This is a genomic window from Promicromonospora noduliphila, from assembly GCF_056951025.1.
The window spans coordinates 3,756,011-3,775,754 of record NZ_CM167806.1; the positions used below are offsets into that span (position 1 = coordinate 3,756,011).

The 19,744-nt window shown below is 73.3% G+C and carries 19 protein-coding genes; 4 read left to right on the forward strand and 15 right to left on the reverse strand.

All coding sequences use genetic code 11. The annotated features are described in order from the left end of the window. Positions 1–35: 35 nt before the first annotated feature. The gene (dxr, locus tag AC0QU1_RS16500; RefSeq protein ID WP_483570786.1) at positions 36–1,205 is read right to left on the reverse strand and encodes a 1-deoxy-D-xylulose-5-phosphate reductoisomerase; all 1,170 of its coding nucleotides are present in this window, start codon (positions 1,203–1,205) and stop codon (positions 36–38) included. Between the two features lie 106 nt (positions 1,206–1,311). Further along, positions 1,312–1,965, reverse strand: a complete 654-nt coding sequence (locus AC0QU1_RS16505; RefSeq protein WP_483570788.1) for a hypothetical protein — start codon at positions 1,963–1,965, stop codon at positions 1,312–1,314. Positions 1,966–2,086: 121 nt separating this feature from the next. Between AC0QU1_RS16505 and AC0QU1_RS16510 the strand changes: the two genes are divergently transcribed. Continuing rightward, the gene (locus tag AC0QU1_RS16510) at positions 2,087–3,370 is read left to right on the forward strand and encodes a DUF418 domain-containing protein (RefSeq protein ID WP_483570790.1); all 1,284 of its coding nucleotides are present in this window, start codon (positions 2,087–2,089) and stop codon (positions 3,368–3,370) included. Between the two features lie 49 nt (positions 3,371–3,419). Here AC0QU1_RS16510 and AC0QU1_RS16515 read toward each other — a convergent pair whose 3' ends face one another. Beyond that, complete coding sequence (locus AC0QU1_RS16515; RefSeq protein ID WP_483570792.1) at positions 3,420–3,692, reverse strand: hypothetical protein; 273 nt, start codon at positions 3,690–3,692, stop codon at positions 3,420–3,422. Between the two features lie 206 nt (positions 3,693–3,898). Here AC0QU1_RS16515 and AC0QU1_RS16520 point away from each other — a divergent pair, with 206 nt between their 5' ends. Beyond that, the gene (locus tag AC0QU1_RS16520) at positions 3,899–5,236 is read left to right on the forward strand and encodes a DUF8814 domain-containing protein (RefSeq protein WP_483570794.1); all 1,338 of its coding nucleotides are present in this window, start codon (positions 3,899–3,901) and stop codon (positions 5,234–5,236) included. A gap of 192 nt (positions 5,237–5,428) precedes the next feature. Here AC0QU1_RS16520 and AC0QU1_RS16525 read toward each other — a convergent pair whose 3' ends face one another. Continuing rightward, complete coding sequence (locus AC0QU1_RS16525) at positions 5,429–6,703, reverse strand: MFS transporter (RefSeq protein ID WP_483570796.1); 1,275 nt, start codon at positions 6,701–6,703, stop codon at positions 5,429–5,431. Between the two features lie 72 nt (positions 6,704–6,775). Here AC0QU1_RS16525 and AC0QU1_RS16530 point away from each other — a divergent pair, with 72 nt between their 5' ends. Beyond that, on the forward strand, positions 6,776–7,171 hold the full coding sequence (locus tag AC0QU1_RS16530; protein ID WP_483570798.1) for a MerR family transcriptional regulator: 396 nt from the start codon (positions 6,776–6,778) through the stop codon (positions 7,169–7,171). A 42-nt stretch (positions 7,172–7,213) separates the two neighbouring features. Here AC0QU1_RS16530 and AC0QU1_RS16535 read toward each other — a convergent pair whose 3' ends face one another. The 7 genes from AC0QU1_RS16535 to rpsB form a co-directional block, all read right to left on the reverse strand. Continuing rightward, positions 7,214–7,735: a DivIVA domain-containing protein gene (locus AC0QU1_RS16535; RefSeq protein ID WP_483616237.1), complete on the reverse strand. Its 522-nt coding sequence runs from the start codon at positions 7,733–7,735 to the stop codon at positions 7,214–7,216. A 26-nt stretch (positions 7,736–7,761) separates the two neighbouring features. Further along, positions 7,762–8,922: a dual-specificity RNA methyltransferase RlmN gene (rlmN, locus tag AC0QU1_RS16540; RefSeq protein ID WP_483570802.1), complete on the reverse strand. Its 1,161-nt coding sequence runs from the start codon at positions 8,920–8,922 to the stop codon at positions 7,762–7,764. Beyond that, positions 8,922–9,758 (reverse strand): phosphatidate cytidylyltransferase, encoded by an 837-nt coding sequence (locus AC0QU1_RS16545; protein WP_483570804.1) that lies wholly within the window; start codon positions 9,756–9,758, stop codon positions 8,922–8,924. The genes rlmN and AC0QU1_RS16545 overlap by 1 nt, the downstream gene beginning before the upstream one ends. Positions 9,759–9,808: 50 nt before the next feature. Continuing rightward, positions 9,809–10,366: a ribosome recycling factor gene (gene frr, locus AC0QU1_RS16550; RefSeq protein WP_483570806.1), complete on the reverse strand. Its 558-nt coding sequence runs from the start codon at positions 10,364–10,366 to the stop codon at positions 9,809–9,811. Positions 10,367–10,545: 179 nt separating this feature from the next. Then, positions 10,546–11,301 (reverse strand): UMP kinase, encoded by a 756-nt coding sequence (gene pyrH / locus AC0QU1_RS16555; protein ID WP_483570808.1) that lies wholly within the window; start codon positions 11,299–11,301, stop codon positions 10,546–10,548. 287 nt (positions 11,302–11,588) lie between these two features. After that, the gene (gene tsf, locus AC0QU1_RS16560) at positions 11,589–12,428 is read right to left on the reverse strand and encodes a translation elongation factor Ts (protein ID WP_483570810.1); all 840 of its coding nucleotides are present in this window, start codon (positions 12,426–12,428) and stop codon (positions 11,589–11,591) included. A 104-nt stretch (positions 12,429–12,532) separates the two neighbouring features. Continuing rightward, positions 12,533–13,465: a 30S ribosomal protein S2 gene (gene rpsB, locus AC0QU1_RS16565; RefSeq protein ID WP_483570811.1), complete on the reverse strand. Its 933-nt coding sequence runs from the start codon at positions 13,463–13,465 to the stop codon at positions 12,533–12,535. Positions 13,466–14,458: 993 nt separating this feature from the next. Between rpsB and AC0QU1_RS16570 the strand changes: the two genes are divergently transcribed. Continuing rightward, positions 14,459–15,037, forward strand: a complete 579-nt coding sequence (locus AC0QU1_RS16570) for a M23 family metallopeptidase (RefSeq protein WP_483616239.1) — start codon at positions 14,459–14,461, stop codon at positions 15,035–15,037. A 304-nt stretch (positions 15,038–15,341) separates the two neighbouring features. Here AC0QU1_RS16570 and AC0QU1_RS16575 read toward each other — a convergent pair whose 3' ends face one another. The 4 genes from AC0QU1_RS16575 to AC0QU1_RS16590 all read right to left on the reverse strand — a co-directional run bounded on the left by AC0QU1_RS16575 (position 15,342) and on the right by AC0QU1_RS16590 (position 19,695). Continuing rightward, complete coding sequence (locus AC0QU1_RS16575) at positions 15,342–16,250, reverse strand: tyrosine recombinase XerC (protein WP_483576716.1); 909 nt, start codon at positions 16,248–16,250, stop codon at positions 15,342–15,344. Between the two features lie 94 nt (positions 16,251–16,344). Next, a complete protein-coding gene (dprA, locus tag AC0QU1_RS16580; RefSeq protein WP_483570814.1) occupies positions 16,345–17,724 on the reverse strand; it encodes a DNA-processing protein DprA in 1,380 nt (459 codons plus the stop codon). Further along, the gene (locus AC0QU1_RS16585) at positions 17,717–19,264 is read right to left on the reverse strand and encodes a YifB family Mg chelatase-like AAA ATPase (protein WP_483570816.1); all 1,548 of its coding nucleotides are present in this window, start codon (positions 19,262–19,264) and stop codon (positions 17,717–17,719) included. The genes dprA and AC0QU1_RS16585 overlap by 8 nt, the downstream gene beginning before the upstream one ends. Then, positions 19,264–19,695: a YraN family protein gene (locus tag AC0QU1_RS16590; RefSeq protein WP_483570818.1), complete on the reverse strand. Its 432-nt coding sequence runs from the start codon at positions 19,693–19,695 to the stop codon at positions 19,264–19,266. Before AC0QU1_RS16590 ends, AC0QU1_RS16585 begins: the two co-directional genes overlap by 1 nt. Between the last annotated feature and the right edge of the window lie 49 nt (positions 19,696–19,744).

Here is a 19,744-nt window from a genome sequence, read left to right on the forward strand (position 1 = left end):
GAGCGACTCCCTTTCGAGACCGAGGATCAAGCCGGTCAGGCGGTCTTGAGGATCTCCGCTGCCCGGGCGCGGGCCCAGGCGTCGGCCTCCAGCACACCCTCGACCGACGCCGCGTCGCCTGCCTCCCCGTCGGCGTGCGCCTCCACGACGGCCGACACGGTGTCGACGATGTCGAGGAACCCGATGCTGCCGTCGTGGAACGCGTCCACGCACACCTCGTTCGCCGCGTTGTAGACCGCCGGGTACGTGCCGCCGGCCTCGCCCACCTGACGGGCCAGGCGGACGGCGGGGAAGGCGTCGTCGTCGAGGGGTGCGAACTCCCAGGTGGCGGCCTGCGTCCAGTCGATGCCGACGTCGACGTCCGGCAAGCGGTCCGGCCAGGACAGGCCGAGCGCGATCGGCACGAGCATCCGCGGCGGGCCGGCCTGCGCGATGGTGGAGCCGTCGGCGAACTCGACCATCGAGTGGATCATCTGCTGGGGGTGCACCACGACGTCGATGGCGCTGAACGGCACGTCGAAGAGCAGGTGCGCTTCGATGACCTCCAGCCCCTTGTTCACCAGGGTCGCGGAGTTCGTGGTGATCACGCGCCCCATCGAGAAGTTGGGGTGCCGCAGCGCCTGGGCCGGTGTCACGTCGCGGAGCTCGTCCCGGGTACGCCCCCGGAACGGCCCGCCGCTCGCGGTCACCACCAGCTTGCGGACCTCGGACGGCGCGCCGGAGCGCAGCGCCTGCGCGATGGCCGAGTGCTCGGAGTCCACGGGGACGATCTGGCCCTCGCGCCGCACGGCCGCCTTGACCAGGGCGCCGCCCACCACCAGCGACTCCTTGTTGGCGAGCGCCAGCGTGGAGCCCGCCTCCAGCGCCGCGAGGGTGGGGCGCAGGCCCACCGATCCGGTGATGCCGTTGAGCACCACCTCGCTCCCCCGGCCGGCCAGCTCGGTCGCGGCGTCGGGTCCGGCGAGCACCTCGACGCCGTCGGCCCCCGCCTCGCGGAGCAGGGTGGTCAGCGCGGGCCGCGCCGCGCCGTCGGCCACGGCGACGGCGCGGACGCCGAGCGTGGTCGCCTGCCGGGCGAGCAGCGGCAGGTCCGCCCCGCCTGCGGACAGCGCGTCCACGCGGAAGCGGTCGGGGTTGCGCCCGATGACGTCGATGGCCTGCGTGCCGATGGAACCGGTGGAGCCCAGAAGGGTGACGCTTCGCATGGGCCCATCCTGTCAGCCCGCGCCGCCCTGTCCGGTCGCGGTCCGGTCGCGGTCCGGTCGCACTGTCGAGCCCGCCCGCCCTCGGCAGGCGGACGGGCTCAGGAGCTCACGCCTCCAGGCGCTTGGCCTCGTTCTCGGCCTCGTCGGCCTCGTCGTCGCGGCCCTCCTTGCGCAGCACGCCCGTGAGCGAGCGCAGCGACGCGGCGGCGTCGGACTTGGCGAGGTCGGACGACGTCCCGCGCAGCTTGGCCCACAGGCTCATCGCCTCCTCGGCGACCTCGAGCACCTGACCGCGCTCCTTGCCGCCGATCGCCGACGTCGTGAACGTCTCCAGCGCGTGCTCCAGGGCGGCCCGCTGCTTGCCCGGGTCGTCGTCGTCGAGGCTGTGGAAGAGGCCGACGGCCTCGCCCACGAGCGTGGAGGTCGACTTGTCCTGGCCCTTGGCGGAGGCCTGGCTGCCGAACGACAGCAGCGCGACGGCCAGCCGCGACACCGTGCTGCCCGCCTCGCCGGGCAGCTTGTCCGCACCTGACACCACCAGCTCGTGCAGCCGGGCCGCCGTGCGCGTCTCAAGGTTCTCCGCGCGCTCCGGCTCCTCGTCCTGCGCCGGCTTCTCGTCCTGTACCGGGCTCACGACCTGCTCCGGGCTCGCGTCGCGCTCGACGACGGCCGCCGCCTGCGGCGTCGCCCCGGGCGCCGCCTCCCCTGTCGCGGTGCCCTGCGCCGCCTGTGCCTGCTCCGGCAGTCCGTCCGTGCTCACTGGTGCCTCCTGTTCATGGTGCGACGAAACTACCAGAACGGGTGTTCCGTCCGGTATGTATAGGTCTCCCCATGGCGGCGCTTTGCTCGCGGCCGCAGGCCCGACCTGCTGAGATGTACCCATGCCGACCACAGCCCTCACCAGGGGACCCGTCCAGGCCGCCGAGCGCTCACCGGCGCCCGACCTCGCCCGCGGCTTCATGCTCCTGCTGATCGCGATCGCGAACACGCCCTTCTACCTGTGGGGTCGCGAGATAAGCCCCAGCTCCTCGCACCCGGTCGACGGGACGACGGTCGACAAGGTGGCCGACTTCCTGATCATCGTCCTTGTGGACCTGCGGACCTACCCCATGTTCGCGTTCCTGTTCGGCTACGGGATGATGCAGCTCTACAACCGCCAGGTGTCCTCGGGAACCGCGGAGGCCGCCGCCCGGCGGCTCCTGCAGAAGCGCAACGTCCTGCTGCTCGTGTTCGGGTTCGTGCACGCGGCGCTGCTCTGGATGGGCGACGTGCTCGGCGCGTACGGCCTGGCCGGCCTGCTCATGGTGTGGCTCTTCTTCGAGGCCAAGGACCGCACGCTCATCGTGTGGACCTGGGTGCTCGGCGGCGCGCTGACGGTCGCCACGGTGTTCGCCGTGATCGGCGCGGTCTTCACCGCGCAGCTCCCGGCGGACTCGCCAGAGGCCCAGGCGATCGCCGCCGGCTTCGCCCCGTCGGACGCCGCGATGTCGACGACGTCGTACCTCGCCTCCATCGGCGAGCGGCTGGCGTTCTGGACGCTCGGCACGGTCGCGCAGGGCGTGCTCATGCTCGTGGTCCCGATGATGCTCCTGCTGGCGTTCTGGGCCGGGCGCCGCCGCATCCTGGAGAACCCGGGCGAGCACCTGCCGCTGCTGCGCCGGGTGGCGGTGGTCGGCATCACGATCGGCTGGCTGGGCCCGCTGCCGTCCGCGCTCGACCACGTCGGCGCCATCGCCGTGCCCGACCACGCCGCCTGGGTGTTCTACCCCGTGCAGATCCTGACCGGCTTCTTCGGCGGCCTCGGCTACGTCGCACTGTTCGCCCTGCTGGGCCACCGGGTAGCGCTGCGCCGCACCGGCGCCCCGTCGACCAACCTGTTCACCACGGACGGGCCGTTCGCCGGCGCGGTGCAGGCGGTCGGCAAGCGGTCGCTGACCTCCTACCTGCTGCAGTCGGTGCTGTGCGCGCCGGTCCTGGCCGCCTGGGGGCTCGGGCTCGGCCAGCACCTCAGCTCGTGGAGCATGCTGCTGTACGCCGTCGCCGTCTGGGCGGCCACCGTGGCGTTCGCCGTCTGGCAGGAGCGCACGGGCCGCCGCGGGCCGGCCGAGGTGGCGCTGCGCCGGCTGGTCTACGGCCCGCGGGTGCCGAAGCCGGCGCGGGCATAGGGCTCGGGCGCGGGCCGGCCCGGCTCAGGGGAACGAGGGCCGGCCCGGCTCAGGCGGGGAACGAGTCGACGGCGTCGTCCTCGCCGTCGCCGTCCGTGTCCACGGAGATCGTCCGCGTCCCGCCGGCGGTCTCCACGACGACGTCGGGCCGCCCGTCGCCGTCGGTGTCGTGCAGCTCGACGTCGGCCACGCCGTCGGCGTCGTAGTCCTCGAACTGGGCGTCCACCGCGCCGTCGCCGTCGGTGTCGAGGAGCTCGACGTCCGTGATGCCGTCGCCGTCGAGGTCGTACTTGCCGGGCTGGTCGGCCAGGAACTCGGACACGTGGTTCTCCTTGCTCGTCGCTGCGCGGCACCGCCGCCGGATGCCTTCCCCGATCATGCACCATGCCGCGCCGCGGGCGGCCGCGTTCCGCCGAACGGGGCGTCCTTCGCCGGCCGGAGGCACGCCGGGCGCCACGGCGGAGCTGTCCGGCGTGCGGGGTAGTTCTCACCATGGCGGTGAAGGTGACATGACCGTAGGTTCACGACATGTTGACTCACGGACGCAAGACACGACACCGTGCCGCGCTCCTGGCGGCTACCACCACCGCACTCCTCACCTCCGGGTTCGCGGCGAACGCCGCGGTCGCGAACGCACCCCGACCGGAGGTCGCACCGGCGTCGGCCGCCGGCGCGTGGTCGCTCGACCTCGACACCCTCACCAGCGACGACGTCGGCGTGCGCCACGCAGCGGGCACCCTCCGGCTCGACGGCGGCGCGGCGGGCGGCCTCGGCTCGTCCACCCGCGCCGACCGCGGTGGCCCCTCCACCAGCGCCGACGGCGGTGTCCCCTCCCCCGCACCCGAGGAGGCGTCCGGTCAGCTCGTGGCCGAGCCGGTGGTCCTCGACGCGGCCGCGGGCGTCGTCCGCGCCGACGTCGATGCGGTGACCCCCGCCGGTACGTCCGTGCTCGTCGACGTCCGCGGGCGGCTCGCCGGCCAGGGCCCAGACTCCTGGACCGAGTGGGTCCCGGCCGGCTCGCCGCTCCCGGCGTCGGCCACGACGGTCCAGGCGCGCGTGACGCTGCTCGGCGACAGCGCCGCCGGCCCGGCCGTGCGGGAGGTGACGCTCACGCCGCAGGCGCCCCGGTCCCGGTCGCTCCAGGAGGCGGAGGCCCAGCCGCTCGCGGGTGAGCGGACCTACCGCATCTACGCGACCCGCGAGGGCCTGGTGGGCGGGACCACGGCGAACGGGCACGTCATCACGACGCGCGACCACTTCGTCGCCCTGCCGTCGCGGCGCGGGCTGTCGGCGAACAACTCGGGCAGCTACTCGGTGCGGGTCTGCGCCCCGAGCACCGGCCGCTGCGCGTACGCGCCCGTGTGGGACGTCGGCCCGTGGAACACCACCGACGACTACTGGAACCCCGCGGGGACCCGCCAGTCCTGGACCGACCTGCCGCAGGGCAAGCCGGAGGCGCAGGCCGCCTACCAGGACGGCTACAACGGCGGGCTGGACGGGTTCGGCCGCCGGGTGCTCAACCCGGCGGGGATCGACCTCGCGGACGGCACGTTCTGGGACGGCGTCGGGCTGACCGACAACGCCTGGACCGACGTCACCTACCTGTGGACGGGGACCGGCCCCCGGGGCATCGTCCGGACGAGCGGCGGGCCGCTCACGGTCCGCTCGGGGCCCGGGACCAACACCGCCGCCGTGGGGCTCGCGGGCAACTACGCGAACGTCGTGATCGAGTGCACGGCCACGGGTACCACCGTGACCGGGACCTACGGCACCAGCAACATCTGGGACCGGATCGGGCGGAACAACTGGGTGGCGGACGCCTACGTCAACACGGGTTCGGACGAGCCGGTGGCGCCGGCCTGCTGACCGCTCTTTCCCCGTGTCGGGCGTGCGGGCCGCCTTGGCGGTCTGCACGCCCGACACGTCGGGTCGCTGCGTCTTTTACGCCGGGTCTGGCGCGCAGGGTCACGTACGCCCGGTCCCGCGCGCTCGTCACGCGCGCTCGTCACGCCCGCTCGTCGAGCCTGCTCGGTCACGCGCCCGGTCACGCCCGCCCGGTCACCCGCGCCGGAGCGTCAGGGCCAGGCCTGCCGCCGCCGCGCCGACGACCACGGCCGCCAGCAGCGGCAGAGCGGAGACCCCCGACCGTGCCACGACGGCGGACGCCAGCGCGGCCCCGACGGCGATACCGCCGTTGAACAGCACGGGGATCAGCGCGCCGGCGAACGAGCGCCGCGCGGGTCCGGCCAGCCGCAGGATCAGGGTCTGCGCGAAGGGTGGCATGCCGCCCGACACGACGCCCCAGGCCGCGACCACGGCGATCCCGACCGCCGGAGCGACGTCGACGACGCCGAGGCCCAGGACGGTGAGTGCCGTCGCGGCCACGCTCACCACGAGGGCGGGGCCGCTGCGGTCGCCGAGCCGGCCGGCCAGCGCTACCCCGACGGCCGAGGCCAGCCCGAACACGAGCAGCAGGGTGCTCATCCCGCCCGGCAGGGCCTGCGCGGGCGCCTCCACCAGGCGCGTGATGTACGTGTAGGCGCCGTAGTGGCCGACGAGGACCAGGGCGACGAGCGCGGTCACCGCGAGCAGGCGTGGCATGCTCCGCCCGGCGGCGGCGCCTCCGGTACCGGGCACGGCGGCGGCCGCCGCCGCTCCATCACGGCCCGCCGCTTCCGCGGGCGCGCTGTCGGACCCGGCCGCGCGGGCGACGACCAGCCGGACCGCGGCCGCGCTCAGCAGCGCCAGGGCGGCGAGGGCCCAGAAGGCGGCCCGCCAGCCGGCGGCGTCGGCCACGAGGCGGGCCAGCGGTGTGCCGACCACCATCCCGAGGGTGGCCCCGCCCAGCACCACGGCGATCGCACGGCCGAGCAGGCGGTCGGGGACCAGGTCGGCGACGTGCGCGTTCGTCGTCGCCCACAGCAGGCCGACGGCGGCGGCGCCGAGGACCCGGGCGCCGACGGCGACCTGGAACGTCGGGGCGAGGGCCGTGAGCGCCGACGAGACCGCGAGGACGGCGAGCCCGCCGGCGATGACGGCGCGCCGGTCCCACCGCCGCGTCAGGCGGACGAGCGGGAAGCTCAGCACCACCACGACGCCCGCCCACATCGAGACGAGCAGGCCGGTGCTCGACTCGGCGACGCCGAGGCCGGTGCTCATCGGTTCGAGCACCGCGGTGGGCAGCATCTCCGCGGTGACCATGAAGAGCGTCCCGGCGCCGAGCACGAGCAGCGAGGGCCAGGGCAGGACGGCGGCGGGGTGGGCGATGGGAAGGTCGGCCGAGGGCGGGTCGGGGACCACTCGGGCGGCTGGTTCAGTGGCTGTTGTCTCCATGCCGACCACGCTAAAGTTTGACACTGATGTCAATGTCAAGGTCCCGCCCGGGACCCGGTTCGGAGGTGTGCCATGCGGATCGGTGAGCTCGCCGAGCGCACGGGTGTGAACACCCGGCTCATCCGGTACTACGAGCAGCAGGACCTGCTCGAGGCGGACCGCGCGCCCAACGGCTACCGCACGTACACCGAGGCGCACGTCGAGCGGGTGTCGCGCGTGGCGGGCCTGGTCCAGGCGGGCATCCCGACCCGGCTGGTCAAGATCCTCCTCGACACCGAGGACGCCGCCGCACGCGCCGAGCCCACCTGCCCGCGCGAGGTCGCGGAACAGCTCGCGACGGAGCTGGTGGGCGTGCAGGCACGCATCGACTGCCTCACCAAGAGCCGGGACGCGATCCGCAGCTTTCTGACGGCGACCCGGCACGAGGTGCTGCTGCGCGAGGAACGGGAGCCCGCTGCCGCCGTCTGACCCTGCGGCCGCCGGCTGACCTGCCGAATCCTTGCCGAGGGGTCACTCCACCCCGAGCAGGACCTCCACCGCACGGCTCAGGAACGCGTCCACCGAGGCCTCGTCGTACGCCTCGGGGCCGCGGGCCCGGCCGAACGTGGCCGAGCGGATGTCGCCGGCAGTCAGCGGCTCCTGACGGTCGAAGTAGCCGATGAGCCGGTCGCACAGGTCGTCGACGTCGTCCTTGTCGTAGCCCTGCGAGCCGCGGTCGGCGGGGGCGAACTTCTCGCCGTCGGGCCGGCCGAGACGGGGGTAGAGCGAGCGGGCGCGCTCGGCGAGCGCGTTCATCCACGCCTGCTGCCCGTGCGCCGCCGCGTACTCCGCACGCTGCCGGGCGATGAACGCCGCCTCGAGCCGGTCGAGCGCCGCGTCGACCTCGTGGGTGTTGTACCCGCCGCGGGTCAGGTCGAAGGTCGACGCCTGGATGTCGGCGCTCGTCAGGCGCTCAGCAGTGCGTCCTTCGTAGGCCTGCCTCGCATGCTCGAAGAACTCGTCGACCTCGTCCTTGTCGTACCCGGTGCGCATCCTGGGAACGCTGTTGAACATCCCACTCACTCGTCGTCCTCCTCCGCCGCAAGCTGTCCGCAGGCCCCGTCGATGTCGCTCCCGCGGGTGTCCCGGATCGTGGTCGGGATTCCGTGACCGCGCAATCGTGCCACAAACTCGTCCTCCACCTCACGGTCGCTCGCGGTCCAGATGGAGCCGGGCGTCGGGTTGAGGGGGATCGGGTTCACGTGCACCCAGCCGCGGCCCCGCGCGTTGAGCTTCTCGCCCAGGAGGTCGGCGCGCCACGCGTGGTCGTTCATGTCCTTGATCAGGGCGTACTCGATGGAGACGCGGCGGCCGGTCACCTCGAAGTAGTTCCGTGCGGCGTCCAGCGCCTCGTCCACGCTCCAGCGCGTGTTGATCGGCACCAGCTCGGAGCGCAGGTCGTCGTCGGGCGCGTGCAGCGACAGGGCGAGCGTCACCGGGATGCCCTCCTTGGTGAGCTTCTGCATGGCCGGGACCAGACCCACGGTAGAGACGGTGATGTTGCGGGCCGACATGCCGAAGCCCTCCGGCTGCGGTGCCACCAGCGTCCGCACCGTCTCGATCACGGCCTTGTAGTTGGCCAGCGGCTCGCCCATGCCCATGAACACCAGGTTGTTCAGCCGGGTCGGCCCGCCGGGGATCTCGCCGTCGGCCAGCGAGCGGAACGCGGCGCGGACCTGCTCCAGGATCTCCGCCGTGGACAGGTTGCGGGTCAGGCCGAGCTGGCCCGTGGCGCAGAACGGGCAGGCCATGCCGCAGCCGGCCTGGCTGGAGACGCACAGCGTGGTGCGCTGCGGGTAGCGCATGAGCACCGACTCGACCTTGGCGTCGTCGAACAGGTGCCAGAGCGTCTTGACCGTCGTGCCGCCGTCGGCCTCCAGCCTGCGCGTGGGCCGGATCAGCTCGGGGAACATCGTGGCAGCGAGGGCCTCGCGCGACTTCGCGGGAAGGTCCGTCATCTGCGCGGCGTCGCTCGTGTAGTGCGTGAAGTAGTGCGTGGCGAGCTGCTTGGCCCGGAACGCCGGCTCCCCGGCCTCGGCCACCGACGCCACCCGCTCCTGCGGCGTGAGGTCGGCGAAGTGCTTGGGCGCCTTGCCGCGGCGCCGCGGCGCCATCTGCAGCGGGATGGCGGGGGTCTCGTCCGACGGCCGGACGATCGGCTGGGCGAGGGGAGTTTTCATCAGGCAACCACCGAGAGCACGAGATAGACGAAGGGCGCCGTGATCAGCAAGGAGTCGAGCCGGTCCAGCACGCCCCCGTGCCCCGGGAGCAATGAGCCCATGTCCTTCAATTCTAGGTCACGCTTGAGGAGCGACTCGGCGAGATCGCCGATCGTCGCCGTGATGGCGGTCATGACGCCGAGCGCCACGCCGAGCAGTGGGCTCTCGCCCAGCCCGTACACCGCTCCGAGCACGCCGATGACCGTGGCCAGCACTATCGACCCGGCCAGGCCCTCCCACGACTTCTTGGGGCTCACGGTCGGCGCCAGCGGGTGGCGGCCCAGCATGACCCCAGCGATGTAGCCGCCGGTGTCGTTGGCGACCGCCAGGAGGATGAACAGCACCACGCGGATCTCGCCGTCGGGCTGCGACAGCATGAGGACCACGAAGCCGGCCAGGAACGGCAGGTACGCGGCCGCGAAGACGGCGGCGGCCGAGTCGCGCACGGCGCCGAGGCCGGAGCCGTCGAGCGCCCGCCACACCACCGTGGCGGCCACCGTCAGCACGAACGCGACGAACAGCGCCTCCGGACCGCCCCGGTACGCGGAGACGAGCATGCCGGCGGTCCCCACGAACAGCGGGAACATCGGCAACCGCAGCGCGCGGCGGGCGAACGCCTGCCGCAGCTCCCAGAGCCCCGCCCACATCAGGACGGTCGCGAACAGGACGAACGGCTCCGGCCGCCAGTACAGCGACGCGCCGACGAGACCGAGCAGACCCACGCCGACGAGGATCGCGGCGGGCAGGTTGCGGCCCGCGCGCGACTCTTTCGGGACCGGGGCGGACTCGGGGCTCACGGCGATGTGCGCATTGTCTCGCTCTGTTCTGTCTCGGGGCGGTGCGGACATCAGACCTCGAGCAGCTCGCTCTCCTTGCTGGAGAGCAGCTGGTCGATGATGTCGACGTGGCTCTTGGTGAGCTTGTCCAGCTCCTTCTCGGCGCGGGAGACCTCGTCCTCGCCGGCCTCACCGTCCTTGACGATGCGGTCCAGCTCCTCCTTGGCCTTGCGCCGGACGTTGCGCACCGAGACGCGCGACTCCTCGGCCTTCGACTTGGCGAGCTTCACGTAGTCGCGACGGCGCTCCTCGGTGAGGGCGGGCAGCACGACGCGCACGACGTTGCCGTCGGTGGCCGGGTTCACGCCCAGGTCCGAGTCGCGCAGCGCCTTCTCGACGGCGGGCAGCGAGCTCTTGTCGAACGGGGCGACCAGCACCGTGCGCGCGTCCGGGATGTTGAACGACGCGAGCTGCTGCAGCGGCGTGGGCGCGCCGTAGTAGTCGACGGTGATCTTGCTGAACATCCCCGCGTTGGCACGACCGGTGCGGATACCCGCGAAGTCCTCCTTGGCGACCTCGATCGCCTTCTCCATCTTGTCCTCGGCTTCGAGGAGGGTCTCGTCGATCACCACTGCTCCTTCATTCGTCTACGGGTGGTGCCGGGGCCACTCTACGGACACTTCGCCCGGCTATCGAAAGGATCGCGCGTTTCCCCGGCGAGCCGGGCGGCGCTGGTCGGTGCTTGCTGGTCCAGGCTGGTCAGTGCTGGTCAGTGCTGGTCGGCGCGGAGCCGCGCGGACCGCGCGCGTCAGCGTGCGGTGATCAGCGTGCCGATGGGCTCGCCGGCCAGCGCGCGGGTGACATTGCCCTCGCCCTCCATACCGAAGACTCGCATCTGGACGTCGTTGTCGCGGCACATGGCCAGCGCCGTGTCGTCCATGACGCCAAGCCGGTTGACGAGGGCGTCGGTGTAGGTCAGGTGGTCGAGCTTCTTGGCGTCGGGGTTGCGGCGGGGGTCGGAGTCGTACACGCCGTCGACCCCGTTCTTGCCCATGACCACCTGCTCGCAGTGCGTCTCCAGCGCGCGCTGCACGGAGACGGTGTCGGTGGAGAAGTACGGCATGCCGGCGCCCGCGCCGAAGATGACGACGCGGCCCTTCTCCATGTGCCGGATCGCGCGCAGCGGGATGTACGGCTCGGCGACCTGGCCCATCGTGATGGCGGTCTGCACGCGGGTCTTCACGCCGGCCTGCTCCAGGAAGTCCTGCAGGGCCAGGCAGTTCATCACCGTGCCGAGCATGCCCATGTAGTCGGCACGCGCGCGGTCCATCCCGGCGACGCTCAGCTCGGCGCCGCGGAAGAAGTTCCCGCCGCCGACCACGATCGCGACCTGGATGCCGTCGCGGACGGCGACGCCGATCTCCTTCGCGATGCGCCGGACCACGTCGGCGTCGAGCCCCACGCTGCCGCCGCCGAACGCCTCGCCCGACAGCTTGAGGAGAACACGCCGGGCCGGCTTGCCCTCGATGTCCACCGCGTACTCCTGGGTCGCCTCGTCACTCACTGATCCGTCACCCTTCGATCGTCGCTGCCGGGACACTGGCCCTCCCGGAATACTGCCCGACTCGCGGGCAACCCACCTCTGCGCCGCGAGCAGGGCGTCCGGGCCGACCTCGAGACCCCTGGTGCGAGGTGGAGCCCGCCGGGCTCTACACCGCACCGAAAGTATCGAAGTCTCACCGCGCCCCGGGCGGAGCGCGGCGTGTGCGGACCGTCCCGTCGGACGGGGCCGGCCCACGTACGCGTCGGCCCGGCCCGCGCCGAAGCGCGGACCGGGCCGACCGAGCTGCGTCAGGAACCGACGCGGAACCGCACGAACGCGGTCAGGGAGCCGTTCGCGGCGGCGACGTGCTTGCCCACCGTGACCTTCGGGTCCTTGGCCAGCGGCTGGTCGATCAGGACGACCTCCTTGAAGAAGCCGTTCAGGCGGCCCTCGACGATCTTGGGCAGCGCGGCCTCCGGCTTGCCCTCGTTCTTCGAGGTCTCCAGAGCGATCTCGCGCTCCTTCTCGACGACGTCCGCCGGGACGTCCTCACGCGTGAGGTACTTCGGGGCCATCGCCGCGACGTGCTGCGCGACGTCCTTGGCGACCGCCGCACCGGCCTCGTCGGTGACGACGAGCACGCCGATCGACGGCGGCAGGTCCTTGGCCGTCTTGTGCAGGTAGGTCGTGACCTTGGGGCCCTCGACGCGCGCGACGCGGCGCAGGGCCAGCTTCTCGCCCAGGGTGGCGCCCTGCGCGGCGATGAGGTCGGCGACGGTGCCCTCGGCGGCGGGAGCCGCGGCGGCCGCGACCTCGTCGGTGGCGCCGGCAGCGGCGGTGGCCTCGAGGACGGCGTCGGCCAGCGCGATGAACTTCTCGTTCTTAACGACGAAGTCCGTCTCCGCGTTGAGCTCGATCATGGTCGCGACCTGGCCGGCCGCGGTGTCCTCGACCTTGACGGCGACGAGGCCCTCCGACGTGGCGTTGCCCTCGCGCTTGGCGGCGCGGGCCAGGCCCTTGGTGCGGATGATCTCGATGGCCTTCTCGGCGTTGCCGTCGGCCTCGTCCAGGGCCTTCTTGACGTCGAGCATGCCGGCGCCGGTCCGCTCGCGCAGCGCCTTGATGTCAGCGGCGGTGTAGTTCGCCATTGTTCTGGTCCTCCGTGCAGTCGTGTTGTTCGGGGGAGGTCATGCGACCTGAGGAGCGGTGCGCCGGCCGGGCCCGGTTCCGCGAGCCCGGCCGGCGCGGCGGGTCACTTCTCGGTCTCGCCCTCGGCGGTCTCGGCGGCCTCAGCAGCCTCCGCGGCCTCGACGACGTCGGCGGGGGTCGCCGGAGCGGCGGCGTCGGCCGCGTCAGCGGCAGCCTCCGCGACGGTGCCCTCGGCGGCCGGGGCGTCGACGGTGCCCTCGGCGGTCTCGCCGGCCAGGAGCTCGCGCTCCCACTCGGCCAGCGGCTCGGCCTCCGTGGTCGCCTCGGCACCGGTCTTGCCGCCCGAGTGGCGCTGCATGAGGCCCTCGGCGGCGGCGTCCGCGATCACGCGGGTGAGCAGCGTGACGGAGCGGATCGCGTCGTCGTTGCCCGGGATCGCGTAGTCGACCATGTCGGGGTCGCAGTTGGTGTCGAGGATCGCGACGACGGGGATGCCCAGCTTGCGGGCCTCGTCCACCGCGAGGTGCTCCTTGTTCGTGTCGACGATCCACACGGCCGAGGGGACCTTGGCCATGTCACGGATGCCGCCGAGCGTGCGCGCGAGCTTGTCCTTCTCGCGGCGCAGGACCAGGAGCTCCTTCTTCGTGAGGCCCGAGGAGGCCACGTCGTCGAAGTCGATCTCCTCGAGCTCCTTGAGGCGCTGGAGGCGCTTGTGCACCGTGGTGAAGTTGGTGAGCATGCCGCCCAGCCAGCGGTGGTTCACGTACGGCATCCCGACGCGGGCGGCCTGCTCGGCCACCGGCTCCTGGGCCTGCTTCTTGGTGCCGACGAACAGGATCGAGCCGCCGTGGGCGACCGTCTCCTTGACGAAGTCGTAGGCGCTGTCGATGAAGTGCAGCGACTGCTGGAGGTCGACGATGTAGATGCCGTTGCGCTCCGTGAAGATGAAGCGCTTCATCTTCGGGTTCCAACGGCGGGTCTGGTGTCCGAAGTGGACACCGCTCTCGAGGAGCTGGCGCATGGACACGACGGCCATGACACGTCCTTTCGGTGCGGTCCGAGATCCACTCGGTGGTCCGCACGCATTTCTGGGCGGCCCAGGTAGCACCTCGGGCCGCGGTCGGGTTGGGCTGGCACCCTCGTTGTGGTGCCCCTGGCGCCACGCCGTGCCCGACGCCGACCCTGGGGCCGGACCGCTGCCGGACGCGACATGTTGTGACGCGCGATGTCGACCGAGCGTTCTCCCTGCCAGCCACGCTGTCGGTGAACCGTGGGTCCGCCGCGCGCCTGTCCGGCGGGAGCGCATGCCGGTCGCGGGTCGAAGTCTACCCGACCGGTCCCGCGGCGAGGACCTCCGGGGCGGGGGTGGGTTGTGACGTCGCGCTCCTTGTGCGGGGCAGGTCTGTGCTGGGTCGTGGGGGTGGACGACGGCGTCGTGGAGGGTGGCCGCAACGCGTCGCGGGCGGGCATCGTGGGGTGGTCGTGCGCGTGATGGAGTGGGGCGCGCCCTGTCCGGGGGACGGCGACCGCCGTCGGAGTCGGCGTGCCTGTCGCGGGGTGGTCGCGCACCCTGTCGTGGGGCTCGTCACTGCGCGGGAACGACCCTCCCGGCGGGAGCAGTAGGCGCCGAACGCGACCACAGGGAGGGCTTTCGCCCACTTGTGCACAGGCGGGTGGCCGACGCCGGACGGCGCCGCGTGCGCAGGGTGATGCTCGTGGCATGAAGACGCTTCCGTCCCGCTCCCCTGCTGGAGCCGTCAGTCCTGGGCCTGGTCGAGCCGTCCCCTGGATCTCCGGTCAGGCCGTCCCCCGGATCCCCGGTCGGGGCGCCCGACGGATCCGCACGGTGGTCCTGACCGCGCTGCTCACCGTCACGCTCGTCGCTCTGGCGGCGGCCGTTCCTCCGCTGTCCGCGACCGCGCTGCGTTCGGGGCCGGACGTCGCCGTCCAGGTAGGAGGCGACGGCCGGGCAGGGGACGGTAACCGCCTGAGAGCTGGCGACCGTTTGGGGGCGGAAGATCGGTTGGGGATGGACGACCGGCAGGCCTCCGGCGACGCCGCCGTCCGACCCATCTCGGACATCGCTGCCAGGTCCGCCCGGACGGGAGCACCTTGGGCTGATCCCCCGGCGACGGGTTACGTGCCGCCGGTCGCCGGGGTGGACCCACCGTCGGGCGTGGAACGCCGGTTCGACCCGCCCGAGGAGGAGTGGGGCGCGGGACATCGCGGCGTGGACCTGACAGCACCGGTGGGCACACCGGTGCTGTCACCCGGTCCGGGTGTCGTGACCTTCGTCGGACAGATCGCCCGGCGCGGCGTCGTGGTGGTCACCCACCTGGACGGCCTGCGCACGAGCCTGGAGCCGGTAGCGGCGTCGGTCCCGGTCGGAGCAGCGGTCGCGGCGGGCACGGCGATCGGCGTCGTCGAGGGCCCGGGCGGGGGTCACGGCCAGCATGGAGGCGACGGCCAGCATGGAGGCGACGGCGCGACGCCGAACCACTGCGCGCCCCGGTCCTGCGTGCACTGGGGCGTGCGACGGGGCGAGCGCTACCTCGACCCGCTGTCCCTGCTGGACCGCCCCCGGATCGTCCTGCTACCCGACCACTGAACCGGCACCACCGGCGCGACGCCATCAACGACCGCGAGCGCTTCAACGACCGTCTGCCGCACGGCGTCGAACCGAAAGTTACTCGTCCAGGAGGCGCCGATCCGCAAGATGTGTGTCGATCAGACCCTCGATCGACGAGCGACCTTCGGTTCGGCGACCTTCTGGACACGCAACTCTCGGTTCGGCGACCCTCCGGACACGCAACTCTCGGTTCGGCGTCGCTATGGCTTAGCTACCTTCGATTCGGCAGTCTCGGCCGCCCCGTGACCTGCGGTTCGGCGACCAACAGCTCGTCCGGCCGGGCTCAGGCGCGCGGGAACGCCTGGGCGTAGACGGTGCGCAGCCGCTCGGCGTCCACGTGGGTGTAGCGCTGGGTGGTCGCGAGGTTCGCGTGGCCCAGCACCTCCTGCACGGCACGCAGGTCGGAGCCGCCCTGCAGCAGATGCGTCGCGGCGGAGTGCCGTAGTGCGTGGGGCGCGACGTCGTCGACGCCCGCCTGGGCCGCGAGACGGTGCACGGCCTCGCGTACCTGGCGCTGGCCCCAGCGTCCGCCGCGCTCGCCCACGAGCAGGGCGTCGCCGGTCGTGGCCGTCGCGAGCGCGGGGCGGCCATGGGCCAGCCACGCCTCCACGGCGCGCGCCGCCGGGATGCCGAACGGCACCACCCGCTCCTTGCCGCCCTTGCCGAGCACCCGGACGAGCCGGTCTCGCGCGTCCACGTGCCCGACGTCGACCGACACCAGCTCGCCCACGCGGATCCCTGCGCCGTACAGCAGCTCGGCGGCGACCCAGGACCGCAGGGCCGCCGGCCGCGTCTCCTCGTCGGCGGCCTCGGCCGCTGCCCGGGCGCCGTCGAGCAGGCGGCCGGCCGCGTCGACGTCGAGCACGGTCGGCAGGGTGCGCGGCACCTTGGGGCTCGCGAGGCGGGCCGACGGATCGACGGGCACGAGCCCCGACCGGTGCGCCCAGCGCAGGAACGCGCGTGCGGAGGCGCCCCTGCGGGCGAGTGTGGACCGCGCGAGCCCCCGCTCCGACTGGGACGCGAGCCACCCGCGCAGCAGCGTCAGGTCGATCGCGTCGAGACTCGTGCTGCCGTGGCGCATCGCGTAGCGGAGGAGGTCGGTCACGTCCGCGACGTAGGCGCGTCGAGTGTGGGCGGAGTGCCCGCGCTGCGCGTGGAGGTAGCCGGCGAACCGGGACACGGAGTCGGACATCTGCTCGGGCAGCCGAGGCAAGCCGGACAGGTCGGTAAGGTCCACGTTTGCCAGTGTGCCGCTCGCCCGCCGCGGGGTGAAGAAGGCGCGCCGCTCAGCGCCTGCGCCATCCCCCGTCCTTCTGCTCAGCCAGGCCCATCAGCTCCAGCAGCCCGAGCGCACCCGTCACGTCGGCGAGCGCGAGCCCCGCCGCGCGCGCGATCGAGCGTTCGTGCGCCGGGCTGCGCACGGGCAGGGCGTCGAGGACGGCCCGGCCGGCGTCGTCGAGGTCGTCGCCCGCTCGAGTCTCGCCGCGGCGTTCCGGCACCGTCTCGCCCACTACCCCCACCAGCTCGGCCGCCTCCGCGGCGTCGGTGACGCACACCGCGGCGCCGCGACGCAGCAGCTCGTGGCAGCCGGCGGAGGCCATCGACGTGACCGGCCCCGGCACCGCGCCCAGCGGGCGCAGCAGCGAGACCGCGTGGTTGGCCGTGGACAACGCGCCGGAACGCAGCGCGGCCTCCACCACGATTGTCCCCGCCGACAGCGCGGCGATGAGCCGGTTGCGCTTGAGGAACCGCTGCTTGCCCGGCACCGACCCGGGCGGCACCTCGCTCACCACCGCGCCACTCTCGATGGTCCGCCGCAGCAGGTCGATGTTGCTGGCGGGGTACAGCCGGTCGACACCGCCCGCCAGGAAGGCCAGGGTCGGCGATCCCGACGCCAGTGCGCCCCGGTGCGCCTCCGCGTCGACGCCGTTGGCGCCGCCGGAGACGACCGTGAACCCTCGGTCGGCCAAGCCACAGGCGAGGGTCCGCGTCACCCGGATGCCGTAGTCGGTGCAGGCGCGCGAACCCACGAGTGACACCGAGCGTGTCGCCAGCCGGGCCAGGTCGGGGTCGCCGCGCACCCACAGCGACAGGGGCGCCGTGGCACCGAGGTCCGCGAGCGCCGTCGGCCATCGGGGATCGTCCGGTGTCAGGAACGTGCCGCCGTACCGGGCGAGCACCGCGAGCTCACCTTCCGGGTCGAGGCGGTCGAGCCGGGGCGCCCAGCGCCGCACGGCGGCGACGACCAGCTCGGCCGCGCGGGCCCCGGGCGGCGCTGGTCCTTCTGCGGCGGGCCCGAGCACGCGGCCCGGCGCGTCAGTCCGGCCCGACCGGTCCCGTGCCACGTCCGCGGCGGCACTCCTCACGACGTCCGTAGCGGACCCCGGCACGTCGGCAACGGACCCCCGGACCGCGCCGGCATCCGAGCCCGCCTCCACGGCCCCACCCCCGCCGATCCGCCGAAGCCCCTCGCCAGCCCGCTCAGGCTCCCGAGCAGCGTCCACCAGCCAGTCCAGCGCCCCGCACGGCCCGAGGTGCTCCACCAGCGCACCGGCCACCGGGTCACCGGGTTCGGCGATCCGGCTCCACGCGGCCCGCGCCAGCACCGGGTCCTGCACGTCGAACCTCAGGCCGGCGCGCGGCGGCTCGAAGAGTCGTTCAGCCATGCCTGCCTCCCGTGCGCAGCAGCAGTGCGTTCCCGACGTCGGACACGGTGGGTGCGTCGCGGCCCGCGAGGTCGGCGACGGTCCAGGCGATCCGCAGCACTCGGTCCACGCCGCGCAGGCTGAGCGTTCCCTCGGTCATCGCCCGCTCGATCGGGGAGAGCAGGCCGGGGTGGGGCTTGAGCAGGTCGCGTAGGAACCACCCCGGCATCTCCGCATTGGTGGACCAGGGCGTGTCGGCCAGCCGGGCCCGCGCCGCCTCGCGCGCGGCGAGCACGCGGGCCGCCACCGCCGCCGTCGGCTCCGATGCGCCCTCCATCCGCTCGACGCGGTCGACCGGATGCACCTCGACCTGCACGTCGACCCGGTCCAGCAGCGGCCCGGACAGCCGCGCGAAGTACCGGCGGCGCACCGTGGGCGAGCACGTGCAGTCCAGCCCCTTGCCGATCGCGAGCCCGCACGGGCACGGGTTGGCGGCCAGCACGAGCTGGAACCGGGCTGGATAGCGCGCCGCACCGCCCGACCGGTGCAGCACCAGCTCGCCCTGCTCCAGCGGCTGGCGCAGCGTGTCCAGCACGTCGGCCCGGAACTCCGGGGCTTCATCCAAGAACAGGATTCCGCGATGTGCCCGCGACACCGCGCCCGGGCGCGGGATGCCGGACCCACCGCCGACCACCGCGGCCTGGGTCGCGGTGTGGTGCGGGTCCTCGAACGGGGGCCTGCGGATCAGTCCCCCACCCGGGTCGAACGTGCCCGCCACCGAGTGCACGGCGGTGACCTCGACGGCCTCCCGGTCGGTGAGGTCGGGCAGGATGCCCGGCAGGCGGGAGGCCAGCATGGTCTTGCCCGCACCCGGCGGGCCGACGAGCAGCAGGTGGTGGCCACCGGCGGCCGCCACCTCCAGCGCCGTGCGCGGACGGTCCTGCCCCAGGACGTCGGCCAGGTCGCCCGGGAGACGGGCGGGCAGCGCCGAGCGCGTCGGCCGCACGGCCACCACCTCGCGCACCAGCTCGGAAGGCCCGCCGTGCAGCGCGACCACCTCGGCCAGGCTCGCCGCGCCCACGACCCGGGCGCCCGGCACCAGCCGTGCCTCGTCGAGATCCCCCGCCGCCACCACGACGTCGGGAAACCCCGCGTCCACGGCCGCTGCGACAGCCGGCAGCACCCCGCGCACGGGCTGGACGCGCCCGTCCAGCCCGAGCTCACCCAGGTGCACCACCCGGTCCAGGCCCTCCCGGCGCAGCCCGGGCGACGTCGGCCCCTCGGCCCCCGCGAGGATCGCCACGGCGATCGCCAGGTCGTAGGCGCTGCCGTGCTTGCGCAGCGAGGCGGGCGACAGGTTCACGGTGATCTTCCGCACGGGCCACGGGAGCCCGGTGGAGGTCACGGCCGCGCGCACCCGGTCGCGTGACTCGCTCAGCGCGGTGTCCGGCAGCCCCACGAGGCTGAACCCCGGGACCGACGCCGCCAGGTGCGCCTGCACCTCCACCACGTGCCCCTGCATACCGACGAGCGACACCGCCCGTGTGGTCGCTATCCCCATCAGGCCACCGCCTCGATGTGCTCGACGACGGCGCTCCCCCGCGGCTGGAGCGTCACCGCCACCACGTCGATGCGGATCGCACCGAAGTGCGTGCGCAGGTCGGACAGCACCGCCACCGGGCTCCCCGGCGCCATCTCCTCGGCCAGCCGCGCCGCGGCGAGGCGGTCCCGCAGCACGGTGAGCCACTGCCCAGTCAGCCGCTTGATCCGGGCCACCTTGCGCGGCGTGACCGCCTCCGCCGGATGCCCGTACCCCTGGCCCGACCGGGTCTTGACCTCGACCACCACGAGCACGTCGCCATCCAGCGCGACGATGTCGAGCTCGCCGTCCTTGCCGCGCCAGTTGGTGTCGAGCACCTGCCAGCCGCGCGCCTCCACGTGCCGCAGCGCCACCCGTTCGCCGTACCGGCCCACGCCGTCCTTCTTCGCCATCGCGTCCACCTCCGTGACCAGCCTTGGTCATGGAAGGGCCGTCCGACGG

Bases quoted from the DNA above. Each gene is read 5' to 3' on its own strand.
- dxr (WP_483570786.1), bottom strand. From the start codon at position 1,205: ATGCGAAGCGTCACCCTTCTGGGCTCCACCGGTTCCATCGGCACGCAG.
- AC0QU1_RS16510 (WP_483570790.1), top strand. From the start codon at position 2,087: ATGCCGACCACAGCCCTCACCAGGGGACCCGTCCAGGCCGCCGAGCGC.
- AC0QU1_RS16520 (WP_483570794.1), top strand. From the start codon at position 3,899: ATGTTGACTCACGGACGCAAGACACGACACCGTGCCGCGCTCCTGGCG.
- AC0QU1_RS16525 (WP_483570796.1), bottom strand. From the start codon at position 6,703: ATGGAGACAACAGCCACTGAACCAGCCGCCCGAGTGGTCCCCGACCCG.
- AC0QU1_RS16530 (WP_483570798.1), top strand. From the start codon at position 6,776: ATGCGGATCGGTGAGCTCGCCGAGCGCACGGGTGTGAACACCCGGCTC.
- AC0QU1_RS16535 (WP_483616237.1), bottom strand. From the start codon at position 7,735: ATGCGCACCGGGTACGACAAGGACGAGGTCGACGAGTTCTTCGAGCAT.
- rlmN (WP_483570802.1), bottom strand. From the start codon at position 8,922: ATGAAAACTCCCCTCGCCCAGCCGATCGTCCGGCCGTCGGACGAGACC.
- tsf (WP_483570810.1), bottom strand. From the start codon at position 12,428: ATGGCGAACTACACCGCCGCTGACATCAAGGCGCTGCGCGAGCGGACC.
- rpsB (WP_483570811.1), bottom strand. From the start codon at position 13,465: ATGGCCGTCGTGTCCATGCGCCAGCTCCTCGAGAGCGGTGTCCACTTC.
- AC0QU1_RS16570 (WP_483616239.1), top strand. From the start codon at position 14,459: ATGGACGACCGGCAGGCCTCCGGCGACGCCGCCGTCCGACCCATCTCG.
- AC0QU1_RS16575 (WP_483576716.1), bottom strand. From the start codon at position 16,250: ATGTCCGACTCCGTGTCCCGGTTCGCCGGCTACCTCCACGCGCAGCGC.
- dprA (WP_483570814.1), bottom strand. From the start codon at position 17,724: ATGGCTGAACGACTCTTCGAGCCGCCGCGCGCCGGCCTGAGGTTCGAC.
- AC0QU1_RS16585 (WP_483570816.1), bottom strand. From the start codon at position 19,264: ATGGGGATAGCGACCACACGGGCGGTGTCGCTCGTCGGTATGCAGGGG.
- AC0QU1_RS16590 (WP_483570818.1), bottom strand. From the start codon at position 19,695: ATGGCGAAGAAGGACGGCGTGGGCCGGTACGGCGAACGGGTGGCGCTG.